General features: G+C 66.4%; 8 protein-coding genes. 7 read left to right on the top strand and 1 reads right to left on the bottom strand.

What is annotated here, in order from left to right; all coding sequences use genetic code 11:
• Window positions 1–211: 211 nt before the first annotated feature.
• From ACZ6TI_RS42440 to ACZ6TI_RS42425, 4 genes are read left to right on the top strand one after another with little or no spacing between them, the layout of a single operon-like run.
• On the top strand, window positions 212–1,723 hold the full coding sequence (locus tag ACZ6TI_RS42440; protein WP_465350953.1) for a hypothetical protein: 1,512 nt from the start codon (window positions 212–214) through the stop codon (window positions 1,721–1,723).
• A complete protein-coding gene (locus ACZ6TI_RS42435) occupies window positions 1,710–2,477 on the top strand; it encodes a hypothetical protein (protein WP_465350952.1) in 768 nt (255 codons plus the stop codon). The genes ACZ6TI_RS42440 and ACZ6TI_RS42435 overlap by 14 nt, the downstream gene beginning before the upstream one ends.
• The gene (locus tag ACZ6TI_RS42430; protein WP_465350951.1) at window positions 2,474–6,862 is read left to right on the top strand and encodes a hypothetical protein; all 4,389 of its coding nucleotides are present in this window, start codon (window positions 2,474–2,476) and stop codon (window positions 6,860–6,862) included. The genes ACZ6TI_RS42435 and ACZ6TI_RS42430 overlap by 4 nt, the downstream gene beginning before the upstream one ends.
• On the top strand, window positions 6,859–7,893 hold the full coding sequence (locus ACZ6TI_RS42425; protein WP_465350950.1) for a hypothetical protein: 1,035 nt from the start codon (window positions 6,859–6,861) through the stop codon (window positions 7,891–7,893). Before ACZ6TI_RS42430 ends, ACZ6TI_RS42425 begins: the two co-directional genes overlap by 4 nt.
• Window positions 7,894–8,346: 453 nt before the next feature.
• On the opposite strand, the gene ACZ6TI_RS42420 is transcribed toward ACZ6TI_RS42425, so the two are convergent.
• The gene (locus tag ACZ6TI_RS42420) at window positions 8,347–9,858 is read right to left on the bottom strand and encodes a recombinase family protein (RefSeq protein ID WP_465351022.1); all 1,512 of its coding nucleotides are present in this window, start codon (window positions 9,856–9,858) and stop codon (window positions 8,347–8,349) included.
• Between the two features lie 1,374 nt (window positions 9,859–11,232).
• On the opposite strand from ACZ6TI_RS42420, the gene ACZ6TI_RS42415 reads away from it, so the two are divergent.
• Genes ACZ6TI_RS42415 through ACZ6TI_RS42405 form a run of 3 tightly spaced genes read left to right on the top strand, consistent with a single transcriptional unit; the run spans window position 11,233 to window position 17,928 of the window.
• Window positions 11,233–16,473, top strand: a complete 5,241-nt coding sequence (locus ACZ6TI_RS42415; protein WP_465350949.1) for an RHS repeat domain-containing protein — start codon at window positions 11,233–11,235, stop codon at window positions 16,471–16,473.
• Window positions 16,439–17,017: a hypothetical protein gene (locus ACZ6TI_RS42410; protein ID WP_465350948.1), complete on the top strand. Its 579-nt coding sequence runs from the start codon at window positions 16,439–16,441 to the stop codon at window positions 17,015–17,017. Before ACZ6TI_RS42415 ends, ACZ6TI_RS42410 begins: the two co-directional genes overlap by 35 nt.
• Before the next feature lie 14 nt (window positions 17,018–17,031).
• Complete coding sequence (locus tag ACZ6TI_RS42405; RefSeq protein ID WP_465350947.1) at window positions 17,032–17,928, top strand: hypothetical protein; 897 nt, start codon at window positions 17,032–17,034, stop codon at window positions 17,926–17,928.
• Window positions 17,929–17,965 lie beyond the last annotated feature (37 nt).

Below are 17,965 nucleotides of genomic sequence, written 5' to 3'. Positions count from 1 at the left end.
TCGAGGGGTAGCCCACGATCCTAGGATGTTCGCCGCTGGTGACCTTGACGCCACCAGCCGAGCGAGGTCACCGGGGGCGGCAAAGTCAAGGATTCACCACAATGACGCTCTGGCATACAGTGCGTAGCGTGTCCGTCTTGTTGACGATCCGTTGTCACCTGCCCTGTCAGCGGCCGGGCTCGATGAGCGGCGGATCGCGGGAAGGCCGGGCATGAGAGGAACCGGAGTTCCGTCGTTGGCCGGGTCAGCCGGTCGGCGCCGTCGGGCTCTGGCGCACCTCGCGCCGATCTTCGACCTGCATCTGTACCGGGCTCGTAATCCCTCCGGCGTCGCTTGGGCGGCCTACGACGTGATCGCGCTGGTTCAGGTCACCGTGGATGTGGTGGCGCTGTCGTCCGGCCTGGACGGCAACCTCGGTGCACCACGTGAGCTCGTTCTAGCCGAGATGTCCCGGACGGCAGCCGCGATGGCTCCCGGCCGCCCCGCCGACGAACATGCGCACGTCGCGGCGCACGTTTTGGATCATCTGCTACGCCACGGCGAGCCGAGCCCGTACTTCGACGTGGAGTACGCCGATCCGGACGCGGGCTGGAAGATGGTCATGTTGCCCGTGCGGGTGTTGTATGAGACCTTGGCTGCCGATGGCGCATCGCTTCACGTGAACGTGGACAACAGCGCGGTGGCGCTTCTTCTGATCGCGACGAATCGATCCCTGGAGGATGAGCACGAGGCGGTCATCGCCGTGATGCAGGCCCAGGCCGACAGCGGTCGGCTGGACGCGGCGATCGAGTCGGCCGGCGACGCGTTGACCCTGTCGCGCACCTATGCCGCCAACGTGCGCCGGATGATCGTGGAGGCGGAACGGGACGTCACGCGCGTCGACTACCTACACACTCTGCGCCCGGAGCTGGTCGCGGCGACTATTCACGTGGAGCGGCGTATCCACGTCGACGGGACGCTGTTGCGTCACCTGGAGAGCCTGCGGGCGGACGCCTCCGACGAGGAAGACCCGGCGGCCGTACGGGCGTTGAGTCGTGCCGCATCGCGGCTGGGTGACGCAGTGGAAATCCTCGCCGAGCTGCAGACCGATGTGATCGGCGCGACGCCGCGTTGGCGGGACGCACAGGCAGCCCAGGCCTTCACCGCGATGCCCGCCGGTGACATCGACCCGACCGCGGACGTGCTGTCCGCGCTGCTGACCGGTGCTCAGCTGCCGCATGGCGCCGATTGGGGCCCACCCATCGCCGGGGTGCTGCTGAACTTCACGGCGCTTACCGATCGGCTGCTCGCGGCGCCCCGGCAGACAGTCGAAGACGACGGGACAGAGGTTGCAACCGAGGCGCTGGAGGACGCCGACGGCGTCTACGAACAGTTCCCGGAGCAGTTCCACAACGTGGCGCATGCCCTGCGAGCGCGCCGTATTTTGCCTGGGGACAAGGCTCGGCTGGCAGACCTGCTCGCTGACTGCGACGAGTTGTTCGCGAATCCGCAGGTGCCGTTGGTCGCGGAACTGGTCAAGCTCTGCGGGTCGTTGCGGACGGCGCATCGCCGCCTGCGGCTGCTCCTCGTGCTGGACGCGATGATGTTATGGCGCCCGGACGGTGCGCCGGACTTCCAGGACGACTGGTGGGCGATCGACGACGGCAGACGCGCGCGACACCCAGACCTTGATCTACCTGATCTGCTCGTCTATCGCACGGAGGCGCAGGGTGTCAGTTCGTGACGAGGCCCGCGACGCGGGTCTCCTCCTCCGCTACGGGCTGGACGCGGAAGCGGCTCCCGGCCGTATCGATGTCTACAGCCGACTGCTGGACCGCTACCACACAGACCCGGACCTGCGAAGCGTGTTCGATGAGACAGCGGCAGCGATGGGGATACGGGTGCTGGGCGCCGACCGGGTCGCCGGGCTGGTGCTGACCGCAGAACCCGACTCGCCTCTGGCGGTGAAGGACACCAGCGGCTGGCTACGCATCCGTGGCGTGGCCGACCGCATGGTGTACGGATTGGCGTTGGGTGCCGCCGCGGCCTGGTGCTATCCCAATGCGCGCGCCGTGCGCGACCCCGGCACCCGCCGGCTCACCGCCGTCGACGTGGACCGGCTCATCCGCGAGCACGCCGCCGCGATCGACACCGACGACGCTGAACCCGACGAAAGGCTCGGGGAGGCGTGGCGTGAGTACGCCCACAGGCGCAAGCAGGTCGCCGAAACCCCGACCGGGCAACTCAAACGCGACTGCACACTACGGATGTGCGAGGACGCCTTGACGATGCTAGCCGCGTTCGGCCTGCTCGTCGTGGACCGGACGATGCGCGCACCTCGAAACGAGTTGAAGGTGTGGCGTTCCACCGACCGTTTCCGTGCCCATGCGGCTGCCTCCGGGGGACCCTTGGTCTGGCAGACGATCATCGGTACGGGCCTGCCGGATCGTCTTCAATCCCAGCCAGCAGCGAAACCAACGGGTACGGACGAACTGTGACCCAAACAGGCTGGCGGCTGGAGCGCACCTACCTGGCGGGGGCCGGCTTCCGCGAGTCGCGCTTGGAAGGTTTGGACATCCGGTGGTCCGACCCGCTCGAACCCACCGGCCACGCGGCGCTGTGGGCGGACAATGGCAGCGGCAAGACCACTATCACCGCGTTGCGGTTCGCCCTCTATCTGCCAGACGCACGTGATTTCATCCGCGGCGGTTCAGACCGATCGCTGGCCAAACTGGTGCGCTCCGGCGACGTCTGCCACGTCGTAGAGCAGGCAACACGGGTGGTCAACGGCGAGTTGCAGCGCATTGTCATCGGCTTTGTCGCGCACTGGGCCGACGGAGTGCAGGACCTCGAGAACCCGTCGAAGCTGTTGCGCCACTTCTATGGATGGGTCGGCGGCCAGCATGATCCGACCATCGACACCCTGCCGTTTCGCACGGACACCGGACGATGGGCAACACGCACGCAGTTCACCGACCTACTACGCGGCATACTGCCGCATGGCGGAGCCTTCCCGCCCCATACCCCGGCAGAACACCAGCGACGGTGGCGCGACTGGCTCGTAGCCGCGGGCATCGACCTGGAACAGGTCCGGTTTCAGACGGTCATGAACGCGACCGAGGGCGGCGTCGACCGGGTCATGCGGTTCCACGACTCCGACGCGTTCGTCAGCTGGCTGATCGGAGCCATCACCCCCACCTCCACGGTCGAACAGATCCGTAAGAGCATTGACGTCCTGCGCACCAACGCCGCCGCCCGGCCTCGCTGGGCTGACGAGCTCGGCCTGTGGGAACGGCTCAGCGACCCGCTGCTGGGCCTGGCAGTGGCTTACGAGGACGTTGCCGCCCGCCGGCGTGCACTGGCCACTGCGGAGGCCAACGCCAGCAGCGTCATCGCCGATGCGGACACCACGATCGCCGGACTGTGCCTCGAACGAGACACCGCCACCGAGCGGAAGGGACAGCACGACCAGCGCCGACGGGAGGTGACCGCGACTCTGCGCCGCGCACAGGCCCACCGACTACGCATGCAGATGCGCGCAGCCCAACTACGCTCTGAGGCAGCCGCTGCCGAAGCTGAAACGCTGCAAGAACGCAGAGACGAGGCAGCCGCGATGCTGGCCGCCTGGGACATCGTCACTGACGTCCTCGAGGCCACCTCCGCGGCCGGCCAGCTTGCCCGCCTCACCGAACGCCTACAGGCGGCCGAGAAAGAACACTCCGTCCTTCATCAGGACGAACTCCGCTACCGCCACGATCTCGCCCGGCTCCTCACCCATCACCGTGACCAGGCCGCCAATCACCTGATGCAAGCCCGGGCCCGTAAACAGCAAGCCCAACGCATACTCAGCGAGGCAGACATCGAACTGCAGGCCGCCGTCGGTGAGCACGCCACCGCTGCAGAGAAGACGCGGCAGGCCGAACTGACCGTCACCCACGCCGAGCAGACGATCGCCGACGCCGTGACCAGTGGACTGCTCGACGAGGGAGCCGACCCGGCAACCGTCGACCAGACATGGGCTCAGCGGGTCGCCGAGGCCCGCCTGGCCCGGGAAACCGCCGGGCAGAGGCTCCGCGACATCGGCTCCCAGATCGCCGTTGAGCAGCGACGGGAATCCGACGCGCGTCAACGCGCCGCCACCGCCCGCGCCGAGGCTGCCGAAGCCGACCGGCGCCTCCGCGAGGCCAGTCACCGCGTCGAAGAGCTCGCCCGCGACACCCGGCTGGTGAATGTCGTCGGCAACATCGACACCATCGATCTATGGGCCCAGCGGATTATGCTCAACGACGCCTGCACCACACACATCTCCACTGCCGACGCCGACGCAGCCACAGCTCGGGCCGAGCTCGCCGCCGCGCAACGCGTCTTGGACTCCGTCGGCGAAAACGGCCTGTTACCCCCGCCCGCCATCGCCGAGAAAGCCGCCCGGCGGTGCCGCGATCACGCCAACACCGAGATACCAGCCTGGCCGGGCTGGCAATGGCTTGCCGAGACAATGGCCCCGGAGCCTGCCGCCGCGTTCGCACGCGCCCGCCCAGACATCGTCTCAGGCGTCGTCATCGCGCACCCTGAACTAGTCGACCAGGCTGTCACCGCCATCGGCGACCTCGACCTCGACGTCGCCCTCTGGGTCGGCGCCGTCGTCGACACCAACAACGCAGCCCACGCCCAGAACGACGAAGGCACCCGCGCACACATCGTCCTGCCGCATCCAGGCATCTTCGACCGGCAAGCAGCCCGCGACATGATCGACTCCGCGACCCAGGCCCACACCGAAGCAGCCGAACGTCTCACACGCGCTACCGACCGCGCGGCCGATACCCGCGACATCCTCGCGGCGCTGTCACGCCTGTGGAACGACCTGCCCGACGACCCCCGGCCCGAGTATGTCCAGCGGCTCAGGACCGCCAACGAACGGCGCGAAGCTGCCCAAGAAGAACAAGACCGGGCCGCAGGTCGGGTGACCGACCTCGAGCAACAGCAGACCGAAGAGCAAACTATCCGTGATACCGCCCAGCAACTGCACGACGAAGGAGCCGACACCCGTCGCCTGCTCGCCCCGGTGATCTCCGCCGCTGACTCACGTGCCGAGGCACAACGACAGCTGCCGGCATTGCGCGCCGCCGTGGCCGAGATCGACCGTCGCGTCGAGGACCTGACCAACGGCCGCCCCCTCCTGATCGCCGAGGCCGACACCGCGGCGGGGCAAGTAACCGAATACACCAGACTCCACGAGGACACCGCCGAGAAAATCCGCGCGGAAGGCCTGTCACCGACGACACAGGGACCACTGCCCAGCGACCACGAGACCACCATCAAGGCCAGGCTGGCCGGGGCGCAAGAAGCACTCGAACAAGCCGCTATCGATCCCACGATGCGCGAGCAGCTCCGCCACACCAACCAAAGCCTGGCCGACCTCAACGCGAAACTCGACGCCGACCCTGCCCGCCGCACGCTTGCCAAGCAGTTGGCCACCACCGATGCGGCCCGCCACCCCGTGGCGCTGAACGCCGCGATCGAGTCCGCGCGCCAGAGCGAGGCCCAAGCTCGAGAGGAATATGCCAAGGCCCGAGCAAACGCCGAAAGGACCGCGGCCGACTACGACCGATGGACCAGGGATACCACCGACAAGACCTCCCCTGACGTGGAAGGCATCCCAGGGGCCTTCCGAGTGACTCACCCCGCCGACGCGGACCGACACGCAGACCAACTCGACTCGCTAACTGCCGACCTGCTCGACACCCAGCGCCTCGAAGACCGCAAGGTCACCAGCGAAGCCGAGAAAGCCCAGAAAGCTGACCTGGCCCGACAACTCGTCGACGCCTCGATCAAACCGCTACGCCACCTCGGCGACAGCACACTGACCGGAAAGCGGTGGGCTGACACCGGCGACCTCATCAACCGCATCACCGAGGTCTCCGGACGACTCCGTGAAAGCACTACCGCACTCGGCGACGCCGAGCGAGTCCAGCAAGCAACAGCCGGAACCGTCCGTGCGCATGCCAACGGCCCCCACGCACGCAAGGTCGAGGATGCGGGCGACCCCCGGGTCATCGACCTGCTCACCCTTCTGCGCGCCGACGCCCAGCTCCCCGCCGAAGCCGAACGCCTGGCCGAACAGCTGGAACAACGAGCGGCAACCCTGCGCGACGACCTGAACCTCCACGAACAGCGGGTACGCACCTGCGCCAACATGCTGCACATCCAAGCCGCCACCGCCATGGACCGCCTGCGTGCCTACCAGAACCAATCCCGGCTCCCCGACGGACTCGGCGACTGGTCCCAACGCCAGTTCGTCATCATCGACCACGAGCCACTCCCGGCCGACGAGTCCGTCGCGGTCGACCGGGTCGCCCGCGTCGTCCACAGCCTGCTCACCGAGCAGACAACACGCACCGACGCCCAGTCGCTCCTCTTCGGCGCCACCCGCGCCCTGGTCGACGCACCATTCCGGGTCCGCATCCTCAAACCCCACACTGACCTGTCCCTCGACCGGGTCGACGTCGCAGAACTCAAGAACTTCTCCGGCGGCCAAAGCGTCACCGCCGGCGTCCTGCTTTACGCGACAATGACCCGAGTACGCGCCACCGGCGACGCCACCTCCATCGGCTGGCTGTGGCTGGACAACCCCTTCGGTCAGGCCTCCGCCGACCAATTCGTCCGCACCATGCGCCGCGCCGCCGACCAACTCGGACTCCAACTCCTGTTCACCGCGGCGCCCAAGGACAAAGGTGCCCTGTCGATGTTCGACCGGACGATCATGCTCGCTCGCAGACACCGCCCCTCCGCCAAGGAGAACGTGGTCGTCCTCGACGACGGATCCAAGGACATCGTCGACCTGACCCTCATCCAACGCGACGTCACGGCGGTACTCGGCGGATGACCATCGACCCAGCAGCACTGCGCGACCACCTCGACCCGGACGGACGAGGCGGTCGCCGACACATCGACGACGTCGCTCGCGCAATCCGCGCCCTCGCACCACACCTCGACGCCGCCGCGACCCCGGAACTGGTACGCGAGGTCGTGCAGGCCGGAGCACAACAAAACCTCTGGTCGGCCGCCCGGACCACAACCGTGACACGCGGCCGCACCACCCTGCCCCGAACGATCACGCTGCCACGCACCGCCGCACCGGCCGACCGGCTACGTCCCGCGAACGTCCCCCTGCGCGACGAACTGGCACCCTGGGCCACCCGATTGCCGCTATCGCAGCCCCAACGCGACGTGCTGCTGGCCGTCAACGACTGGCTACGCCGAACCAACGGCGGAGTCACCCCCGTCGTCGAAGCCGCCGAACGCGCCTACGAAATCCTGCGAGATGAGAAGGCATTCGACTCACACCCACCCCGCGGCGGCGCAACCCTGTGGGCACCCGACCGGATCACCCTCGCACTCCTGCGATGCCACCGGACGCCGACACCCCTGACGTGGGAACCAACCACCCCCACGATCAGCCAGTCCGGCCCAATTCTCTGCGTGGAGAACCACGCAACCTTCCGAACCCTCCTGCGCATCATGCGAGCACAACACCGGCCGCGCTGGGTCGCCGTGGCCTGGGTCCAAGGGCGCAACACCGCGCCCCTGGAGTCCATTCACAACCTGCCCTTCATCGCGACACGCGTCGACTACCTCGGTGACCTCGACCCAGCCGGGCTCGCCATCGCCGCAACCGCCTGCGCAATCGCTCAACAAGCCGGAGTGCCGGCCGGACCAGCCGAAGAACTCTGGTCTTTGCTGGTCCAGCAGCCCCACAGAACCGGCCCCAGCATCGACGTGAGCAGCGGCCGCGCGCTCGTCGGCTGGCTACCGGACGGAGTCCGGGAACCGGCCTTGTCCCTGATCACTGCTGGCCTGGCCATACCACAGGAAGCTCTACGCTTCGATCTGCTTGACGCGGCACTCTGCCCATAGTCCGCGCGGTACAACGCTAGGACCGCAGCGCCGCGGCAAGCAGGCACACACCTCTGGCGGGTGTAGGTCCTGCCGCTATCGAACGCGGGTGATTTCTTTAAGGCAGTGAGATGGTCGTGCTCATGCTGACGGCGGGTTGGGTATCGGCATGTGTCGATCTGCCGACACGAACTCCCACGACCCGTATAGCAGGGGTCCGGCACCCCCGTTTACCCCCCGAAAACCCCCGCTGGCGGGCGACAATCGGTGACAACTGCTGATCAATGCTTGGTTGCGTTTGTCCAGCTCAACGCAAGGTTTCGACAACCAATGACAAGTGGCGAACCGTCGCGGTCTAGCACAAGGGGTCGCCGGTTCAAATCCGGTTACCCCCTGACAACCGTCACCTCGGACGGGTCAAGGCAGCAACAGGTCCTCAAACAGCCCGGATACGTTAACCCCCACAAATCCCTTTCACGTTTCCTGAGGGGCTGCGGTGGGGGTTCCTCTTTGCCGCCGTTTGATCGGCGTTTCGAGTCCAGGGATCGTCGGCTGGATCGGTCCCGTTGGGCCCTGCCTTTCACCTGTTGCAGCGGGAGTCTCGAGGACGGCGCTGACCGCGGTGCAGACGATCGTCATCTGACGCGCTTTCATTTGCGCGGTGACATCATTCGGGTGGACGTCCGGAAGCTTCGCGGCCGCTTGAGTCAGGAGTTGGTCCTCCCGCAGGTAGAGCGTGGACATCCGGCTGGCGGTGGCATCTCGGCTGCTGGTTGAACCGTGCCGGCAGCGATAGCGGGCGCGACCATTCGCCCGGTGTCCCTCGGCGCGACGTCCGCACAGTCCGCAGATGATCAACCCGGTGAGCTGGTAGTGGCGCGGGCTACCGCCGTCGTCAGGTCGGGTGATCGCGTTGACGTGCTGGGCGCGGACGAAGTCAGCTTCATTGATCAGTGGTGGGTGAGCCTGCTGGGTGGAGATTGCCCACTGGTCTTTGGTGTTCCAGCCGTGCGTCGGCCGCCGGCCAGGAATGCGGGTGGTCTTGTCGCCGGGTTCGGTCTCGTGATGGTCGGCTGATTGGCGGTTCCAGACCTGCCGGCCGGTGTAGCGCGGGTTGCCCAGGATCGCGGCGACCGTGCGCAGGGTCCAGGCGGCGCCGGTGCGATGCGAGTTACGGGCCCGGTCGTGCGCGGAGGGTGGGATGACGCCGAGCGCGTTGAGGGTGCGAGCGATGCCGGCGGCGCTGTTGCCGGCGAGGCGTTGGGTGAAGATCCATTGGACGTGTCGGGTGGTCTGCGGGTCCGGATCGAGGCGGTGCAGCCGTCGGCCCCACCGGGCGTGGACCTGGTTGGGGTGGGCCGGCGTCGACCAGGCGGTAGCCGTACGGCGGGCGGCCGCCGAGGTGCCGGCCTTGCTCGCGGACCTGGGCGCACATCGCGGCGCTGGTCCGGACCGTGAGCGCAGTACCTCCCGCTGGGACTGATGGCCGAGTAGCAGGAGCAGCGCTTGGTGGGCCGGGGCGTCGAGATTGATCGGCCCTTCGGCCTCAGGGAGCCAGACGACGATGTTGTGTCGTTGGAAAAAGGGCATCAGTTTCTTGAGTTGTCGGCCGTAGAAGGCGCGTTCGTGTTCGCCGACCACGATCGCGTCGAACTTGCGGTGCGGGCTGGCGATCGCGGCCAGCTGGGCGGCAGCGCTGGGCCGGTGCGTCCAGGCCAGACTGCGGGAGTGCCCGACGTCGAAGAACTCGGCCACGATCTGGCCGTGTCCGTCGATGAGGCGGGCGGCGCTGTCGTACTGCCACTGTCGTGACGACACCGGATCCTGGTACTCGGCGGTGGAGATCCGCCCGTAGAACGCGAACCGCGTGCGGCCCGCAGTAGGCCGTGTGTGCTGTCCTCGAGCGCGTTTGCTGCCGGTGGTCTGCAGCCAGCGGTCGAGAGGGTCGTCGTTGTCGGTGTCAGCAAGGGGCGTCATCGCGATCACCTCATCCAAGCCTGATGCAAAGCCAGACCCGGTTCGCCCACCGCGATGACGCGACCAGCGTCGACGTCACCCAGACGGCAACGAACACCCGTCTGATGAATTGACCGACGCAAGGACCTCGTCCTGCACGCTCCTCCGCCGTCGTCGCTTTCATCAACTGGACCGACAAGAGATCGTGTTGTGGGCTTGACCCGTTTCGACGGACAGGGCTGATGTGTCGATCTTATTCAGGCGGCTTCGCCGGTCGTTAGCCGGTGCGAGCCAGTGGCTTCGAACGCGTCGACCAGACTGTTACCCTCCGCATCCTGCGGGTCCTCAGCTCAGCCAACATCCGGATCCGGCTCTCCACAAAGATCGCTGTCTGGAGGTGCGCGGCCGCTGCGGCCTCCTTCTGCAGGAAGGCGGGGATCCAGACCGGCTTCCGGAAGGCTGTGTCAGCGCCGTCGTTTCGCATCAAGGAAATAAAGTCAGTCATGAGATCGCGAAAGCAAGAATTGCGGAGGATTCGCGCCTGTACCGTCGCAGCCGGTGCATGCGTTTGGGCGGTCCGGCCGGCCGTGCGGCGGATGGCTTGGGTGGTGCCTATGCTGTCGCTCCTGGCGCTGGCCGGGTGCTCCGGGGCGGCATCGCCGAACCTGACGGCAACGGCGGCGGCCAGGACAGCGACCGTCGATTGTGACCGGATCGCAGGTGGCGGTCGGACGTTCTATGAGAGCAATCCGACCGCCCGACATGCTTCACCGGTCAAGCGTGCCCGGGTTCCCCTCCGATTGGCGAACGCAACAGAGCCGCTCATGCCTCCTGACTGATGGTGATCGACGACCCCAAATGTCGTAGGTGAATCCCCATCGGAGGTGACCGTGTGTAGTGTCTCTTGTGGACTTCTGTAGCCGGTTCATACGATGCTTTCGCCGTTGCCGGATTGGCGTGTGGGGGTGGGACCGGATGGTCTCAGAGCAGGGTTCGTCGGACATCTTCGAGCGCTGGCACCGGTGGATCCGAACTGTGGTGTACGGCGCCGCCGGGGTCTTGGTGGCGTCCTTGGTGTCGGCGGGTCCGGCGCAGGCCGATCCTGGCGTCTCGCTGAAGACGGCGAAGGAGCGGTCGGTTGTCGTCCGCCCGGTGTCCCCGCGTACTGCTGCCGCTTCGCAGACGGATACCTCGCGGTGGCAGCCGGGCAAGGTGGGTTGGCCGGTCGCGGGTACGGCTGCGGTGTCGCTGCCGGAATCCGGTACGGCGCGGGTGGCCGTCGCGGGTCAGCCGGTGCGTGTCGGCCGGCCCCAGGCGGCAGGATCTGCGTCGCGTGCAGCTGTGCCGCCGGTGGCATCAATGCGGTCGCAGGTGCTGAGTCGTGCGCAGGCAGACGCTGCCGGCATGTCCGGGCTGATGCTGCGGCTGGCCCGGTCGGATGACGCTGGTGTTCCCGGCCCGGTGTCGGTGGAGGTTGACTACTCGGCTTTCCAGCATGCGTACGGCGGTGACTGGGCGCGCCGTCTGCGGGTGGTGACGTTGCCGGGCTGCGCGGCTGTCACGCCGGCGGACCCGGCCTGTCAGGCCGCCGTAGTGGTGCCGGCCCGTAACGACATGGCCCGTTCGACGGTGGTGGCGGACGTCCTCGTGCCCGGCGCCGAGGACGGGGATGCCGCGGGCGGGATGGTCCTGGCGATCACGGCGGCGGCAGCCTCGGCGGACACCGGAACGTTTGCCAGGTCCAGTCTTGCGGACGCCTCGTCCTGGGTGGCGGGGCAGCAGTCCGGCGACTTCAGCTATTCGTATCCGATGCCGGTGCCGCCGTCACCCGGCGGTCTGGACCCGGACGTCGAGTTGGTCTACAACTCTGGTGCGGTCGACGGCCGGACCAACGCCGAGAACGCGCAGGCGTCGTGGATCGGCGAGGGCTGGGAATATGAGCCCGGGTTCATCGAGCGGCAGTTCCGGGCCTGCCGCGACGACGTCGAGGATTCCACGCCGGCGCAGTACACCAATGCCACCGACGACCTGTGCTACCGCGACCAGAACGCGTTCCTGCACTGGAACGGCACGACCACCGAACTGATCCTGGACGACGCGACCGGTAAATGGCGGCTCGCCGACGACGACGGCTCCCAGGTTCAGCTCGTCACGACCTCCGGTGAGACGCAGAACTACAACAACGAGAAGTGGAAGCTCACCACCACCGACGGCACCCAGTTCTGGTTCGGCAAGACTCAGCTGCCCGGGTGGGCGGCCGGTGACGCCACCACTAACGCGGTGTGGGGGGTCCCGGTCTTCGCGAACCGGTCGGCCGAGCCGTGCTATCAGGGCGGCGGGTTCGCCGGATCGTGGTGCTCGATGGCGTGGCGCTGGAACCTCAACTACGTCGTCGACCCGCACGGCAACTCGATGTCGTACTGGTACCGCAAGGAGGTCAACTCCACCAAACTGGCCGGCGGCACCGCAACGAAGGGCTACGACCGGTCCGGTGTCCTGACCCGCATCGACTACGGCACCCGCGCCGGAACGGAACTCCAATCTCCGGCGCCGATGAAGGTCGACTTCCAGTCCGGGAACCGATGCCTGGCCGACTGCGGCACCGAGTCCGCCCCGGTGAAGGCGAACTGGCCCGAGACACCGTGGGATCTGCAATGCGGTGCGGCGCCGTGCAACAACAACCCCGCGCCCTCGTTCTGGACCTCGCGGCGGCTGTCGATCGTCACCACGCTGGTGCGCAACGACGGCGCCGACATCCCGGTGGACCAGTGGGCCTTGACCCAGAGTTTTCCCTCCAACGGCGACACCCCTGCCACCGATCCCGCCCTGTGGCTGTCCAAAATCGCCCACACCGGGAAGAACGGTGGCAGCGCCACCCTGCCGGACATCACCTTCGGCGGCACCAAATACGCCAACCGCACTGACTTCAACGTTTCCGCAGCCGTCCCGCAAACGTTCAAGTACCGGCTGACCAGTGTGAAATCCGAAACCGGCGGCCAAACCTTGATCGCCTACGAAGGATCCGACTGCACCGTTTCCTCCCAAGGGGAGCCGGACGCGAACCCGAAACGCTGCTTCCCGCAGTACTACACCCCGCCCGACGCGCCCGCGGGCTGGTCGTGGTGGAACAAGTACCGCGTCAGAACGGTCACCGAACGGGACCTGGTCGGTGGCTCACCGGACGTCGTCGACACCTACGACTACAGCACCGCCGGCTCGTCCACCCCGGTGTTGTGGCACCACAACGACACCGCCAAGTTCGCGCTGCCGCTGCCCAAGCGCAGCTGGTCGGACTGGCGCGGCTTCTCCACTGTCACCGTCACCTCCGGCGCGACCGGCGGAACACGCACCAAATCCTCGCACCGCTACTTCCGGGGGATGAACGCCGACCGCACCGACGCCGGCGAGACCGCGCGTGCCGCGTCGATCACCGACTCCCACGGCACGGCCTGGACCGACCACAACCCCCGCGCCGGGTTCCTGCTCGAGGAGATCGACTTCGCCAGCGACGGCATCACCGCCCTGACGAAGAGCCGATACGCGCCGTGGCACACCGCCGAACCCAACGCGCAACGCGTCGAGCACCCCGATCACCTGCAACCCACCCGCGCCCAGGCCTGGTACACCGAACTGCTCCGTCAGGAGAATTTCGAGTACCTCGCCGCCACCACCAGCTGGCGCGAGGACGAGATCGAATACGAGTACGACGACACCTACGGCCAAGTCACCCGAGAGATCGACCGCGGCAACGCCGCCACCACCGATGACGACACCTGCACCACCACCAGCTACGCCCGCAACACCGCCGTCACCGCGTGGCTGATCGAATACCCGGCCGAAGAAGTCACCACCACCTGCGCCACAACACCCGGACCAGGCGACGTCCTCACCGGACAGCGCACCTACTACGACTCCTCCGGCGTCCTGGGCGCGGCCCCGACACGCGGACTGGTCACCCTCACCGCCGACCTGAACTCATACACCGGCAGCACCGCGAACTGGGTCGCCACCCTCGCCGCCACCTACGACGCCCACGGCCGGATCCGCACCGCCACCGACGCGATCAACCGCACCAACGAAACCACCTACACCCCCGAAACCGGCGGACGCCTGATCACGGTCGCCGTGAAAAACCCCGCCGGGCACATCACGACGACCACACTCAACCTGCGCGGCAAACCCCTCACCGAAACCGACCACAACGGCAAGACCACCACCGCCGCCTACGACCCGCTCGGCAGGCTCACCAAACTGTGGCAGCCCGGCCGCACCACCGCCCAGACACCCAGCACCGAACACCGGTACACCGTGCGCGGCGACACCGGCACCAGCCATATCGAAACCCTGGAACTCGGGCCGAACGGCAACACGATCGGCTCCTTCGAGATCTACGACGGTCTCGACCGCACCCGCCAGATCCAAACCACGGCGCCGGACGGCAAGAACGTCATCGCCGACACCCGCTACGACTCCCGCGGCCTCACCGTCACCGAAACCGAGCTCTACAACAACAGCTCCGGACCGACCGGCACCCTGGTCACCTACGCGGACTCCGCCGTACCCACCCAGACCCGCTACACCTACGACGCCGCCGAACGCCTCGAAGCCGAAGAACTGTGGTCACTCGGCACCAAGAAGTGGGCCACCACCAACACCTACGACGGCGACCGGGTCACCACCACCCCACCCGCCGGCGGCACCCCCACCACCGTGCTGAGCGACACCCGCGGCCGCACCACCGCCCTGCTGCAATACCGGGGCGCCACACCCAGCGGTATCAACGACCAGACCAACTACACCTACGACCGGCTCGGCCAACTCACCGCCATCCAGGACCCTGCCGCCAACACCTGGACCCGGGCCTACGACCGCCGCGGCCGCACCATCACCCAGACCGACCCGGACACCGGCACGACCACCCTCGAGTACGACAACGCCGACCAGCTCGTCGCCACCATCGACGGCCGCGCCAAGAAACTCGTCACCATCCACGACGCGCTCGGCCGCACCAAAGAACTCCGTGACGGCTCCATCACCGGAACCCTCCGCGCCAGCTGGACCTACGACACCCTCCGCGCCGGACTGCTGACCTCCGCCACCCGATACAACGGCAGCGAGCAATACGCCACGACCGTCACCGGCTACACCGACCTCGGCGACCCCACCGGCGTCTCGGTCACCATCCCCGCCGTCGCCGCCTACGGCACCATCGCCGGTACCTACACCACCGACTACACCTACAAGCCCGATGGATCGCCCGCCACGACCACCTACGCGGCAGCCGCCGACCTGCCCGCCGAAACCGTCACTAACGCCTACAACGACGCCGGATACCTCACCACCCTGACCGGCGTAGACACCTACCTGTCCGGCACCGAATACCACTGGAACGGCGCATTCAAGCAGGGACTGCTCGGCAGCAGCGGCAAACGCATACGGCTCAACGAGGACCTCGACGAGGCAACCGGCCGGCACACCAAACGCCAGGCGCACACAGAACACCCCGGCGGCCCCGACACCTGGGACGAGCAACTCACCGAGAGCTACCGCCACGACCCCGCCGGCAACGTCCAAGCCATCAGCGAAACCAGCGGCGGCACGACCATCTCGCAGCAATGCCTGCAATACGACTACCTCCGCCGGCTCACCGAAGCGTGGACAACAACAGCCGCTCAATGCCAAGACGTGCCCACCCAATCCGCCGTCGGCGGCCCAGACCCCTACTGGCAATCCTTCACCTACGACCGAGCCGGGAACCGGCTCACCGACACGGTCCACCAACCCGCCGGCGACACCACCCGCGACTACATCAAACCCGCCGCCGGAGCCGCCCAGCCACACACCTACATCAGGCACACCACCCGCGGCGGCGGACCCACCACCGCCTACACCTACGACGCCTCCGGCAACCTCGCCACCCGCACCGGCCCAGGCATCAACGAGACCTACACCTTCAACGCCGAAAACCTGCTGACCACCGTCGCCGCCACCACCGGAACCCACAACTACCTCTACGACACCACCGGCCAGCGCCTCATCGCCGACGACCCGGCAGCAATCACCGCCTACCTCGGCCACACCGAACTTCGCCGCGACAAGACCACCGGGCAGGTAACCGCCACCCGCTACTACCCCAACGCCGTACGCACCAGCGCAGGCCTCACCTGGACCATCGGCGACTACAACGGAACAGCCCACCTCGCCATCGACGCCGGCAATCTTGCGACCACCCGCCGCCGCACCACCTCCTTCGGTGAAGCCCGCGGCACAGCACCCACCACCTGGCCCGACCGCAAAGGCTTCGTCGGCGGCACCAACGACGCCACCGGATACACCCACCTCGGCGCCCGCCAATACGACCCCACCACCGGCCGCTTCCTCTCACCCGATCCCCTGATCGACCCCAGCGACCCCCAACAAACTGCACCCCTACGCCTACGCCGGCAACAGCCCCGTCACCTTCACCGACCCCGACGGACTGAAACTCAAGTGGGGAGCCGGAGGCGGCGGTGGCGGCGCACGCGGCGGCGGAGGCGGTCGCAGCATCGCGGAATCCCCCGGCCGCGCCGGCGAGAAAAGCCAAACAACACCCAAACCGCAGCCGCCCAGGGTGTCTCGCGTCCAGGCGAAACAAATCAGAGCTGAAAGCCATTCGATCCGCGGAGAAATCCAGGCGGCTAAAGGCCGTGCTGGCGCCAAGCGAGCGACGCAAGGCAAGAAGACGTCGCCGAGGACGACCCCCAAGTCAGGCCCGCGCAAGAATGCTCCGACCGAGAAGGCGTCTCCGCAGAAGCCAAAAGCGCCGGATGGGGGCAAGGCGGACAGCGGAAGCAAAGCTCCAAAAGGAAAGCGGCTGCTCAAGCTCAAGCGGCCGGGATTCGTGAACTACGTCCTTGCTCGAGGAGGAAAGCCATATTACAGCGGGATGCGTGGGCCAGGACAAACTAAGGGTGACGTCGGATACCGTCACGGCAAGAACGGCGACCGTTTCGATCCGGCGAAAGACCAGGTCATCGAACAGCCAGGAACGCGTACTTACGGCGAGGCGCGACTCAATGAACAGGTAACCGCCGAGAAGTACGGTACAATTATTGGGCGAGGGGCGTCGACGATGAGAGGAAATCGGCAAAATCCACTTAGTCGATTCAAGCGCCCGGAATACGAATCGTACGTTAATGGTCTCGGCTAATTGGGACAGGGACAATGCCTGAAAGCATTTTGAGCAAAGAAGCCGTCAGTGAAGCTGCAGAACTCGCAGTCAATGTCTTCACTGAATGCGCAGATGACCTGCATCGGCCGCCGAGCATCGGCGAATTCCTCGAGGTCCTAGGATATGCGGTCCCGGAGAGCGTTGACCCGCAACCAGCAGAGCTTCCCGTCAGATACCGGGTGTCCTTTAGCAAGGGAGTAGTGCCGTCTACAGTATCGAGAGCCGCGGATCTGAACGATTCTGCTTTCCAGGCTGGCATGGATCTTTCTATTTATATCGCTGACCAAATCAGCAAACACACCAGCGAGGCTCCCACGATAAGCGAAATAGCCTCGGCCCTGAAAGAAGCCTTGGCGCACTCGAGAATTGAATTCAATGACGTCGCCGCTGCCGATCTATCGTCAATTAAGGTCGTCGGTGGTCGACGGGCGAAAAAAGTAAAGCTCGCAAGGGGAGACGTGATAGCCATACCGGCCGGAAGCGCTGGCTACCGGCTAGGAGTCGTGGCAGCCATAAACCAGTTCGGTACCGCCCTCGCTTTCCTGGACAAGCCGTCCAGAACTCCGCGGATATCGAGCGCCAATTACGAAATGAGCAGGCCCGCATATACAGACGACCGTGAGATCGCCAGCGGAGCATGGAGGTTGATCGGGCATAACGAGGAACTCCTGGAACACGTCAGCCCAGCACCTGAAATATTTCATCGACCCGACATCATCTGGCCTAATACCGACGTCGGCCCCTTCGGCTCGGCTGAATCTCCAAATGGTGCGATGCGGAAGCTGACCGAACAGGAAGCCAGTGAGATCGGTCTCATGGAAGACGAATTTCGTCAAATCTATCCCAGTTCCTTCCTTCAAACGCTTCTCGAAGAAGGCACTTTCCGCTAGCCGATCCAACGGCTGTCAATAAAGCGATGTCTTGTAA

It is taken from the genome of Actinoplanes sp. NPDC051388, assembly GCF_055586225.1.
This window is presented reverse-complemented; position numbering and strand designations above follow the sequence as displayed.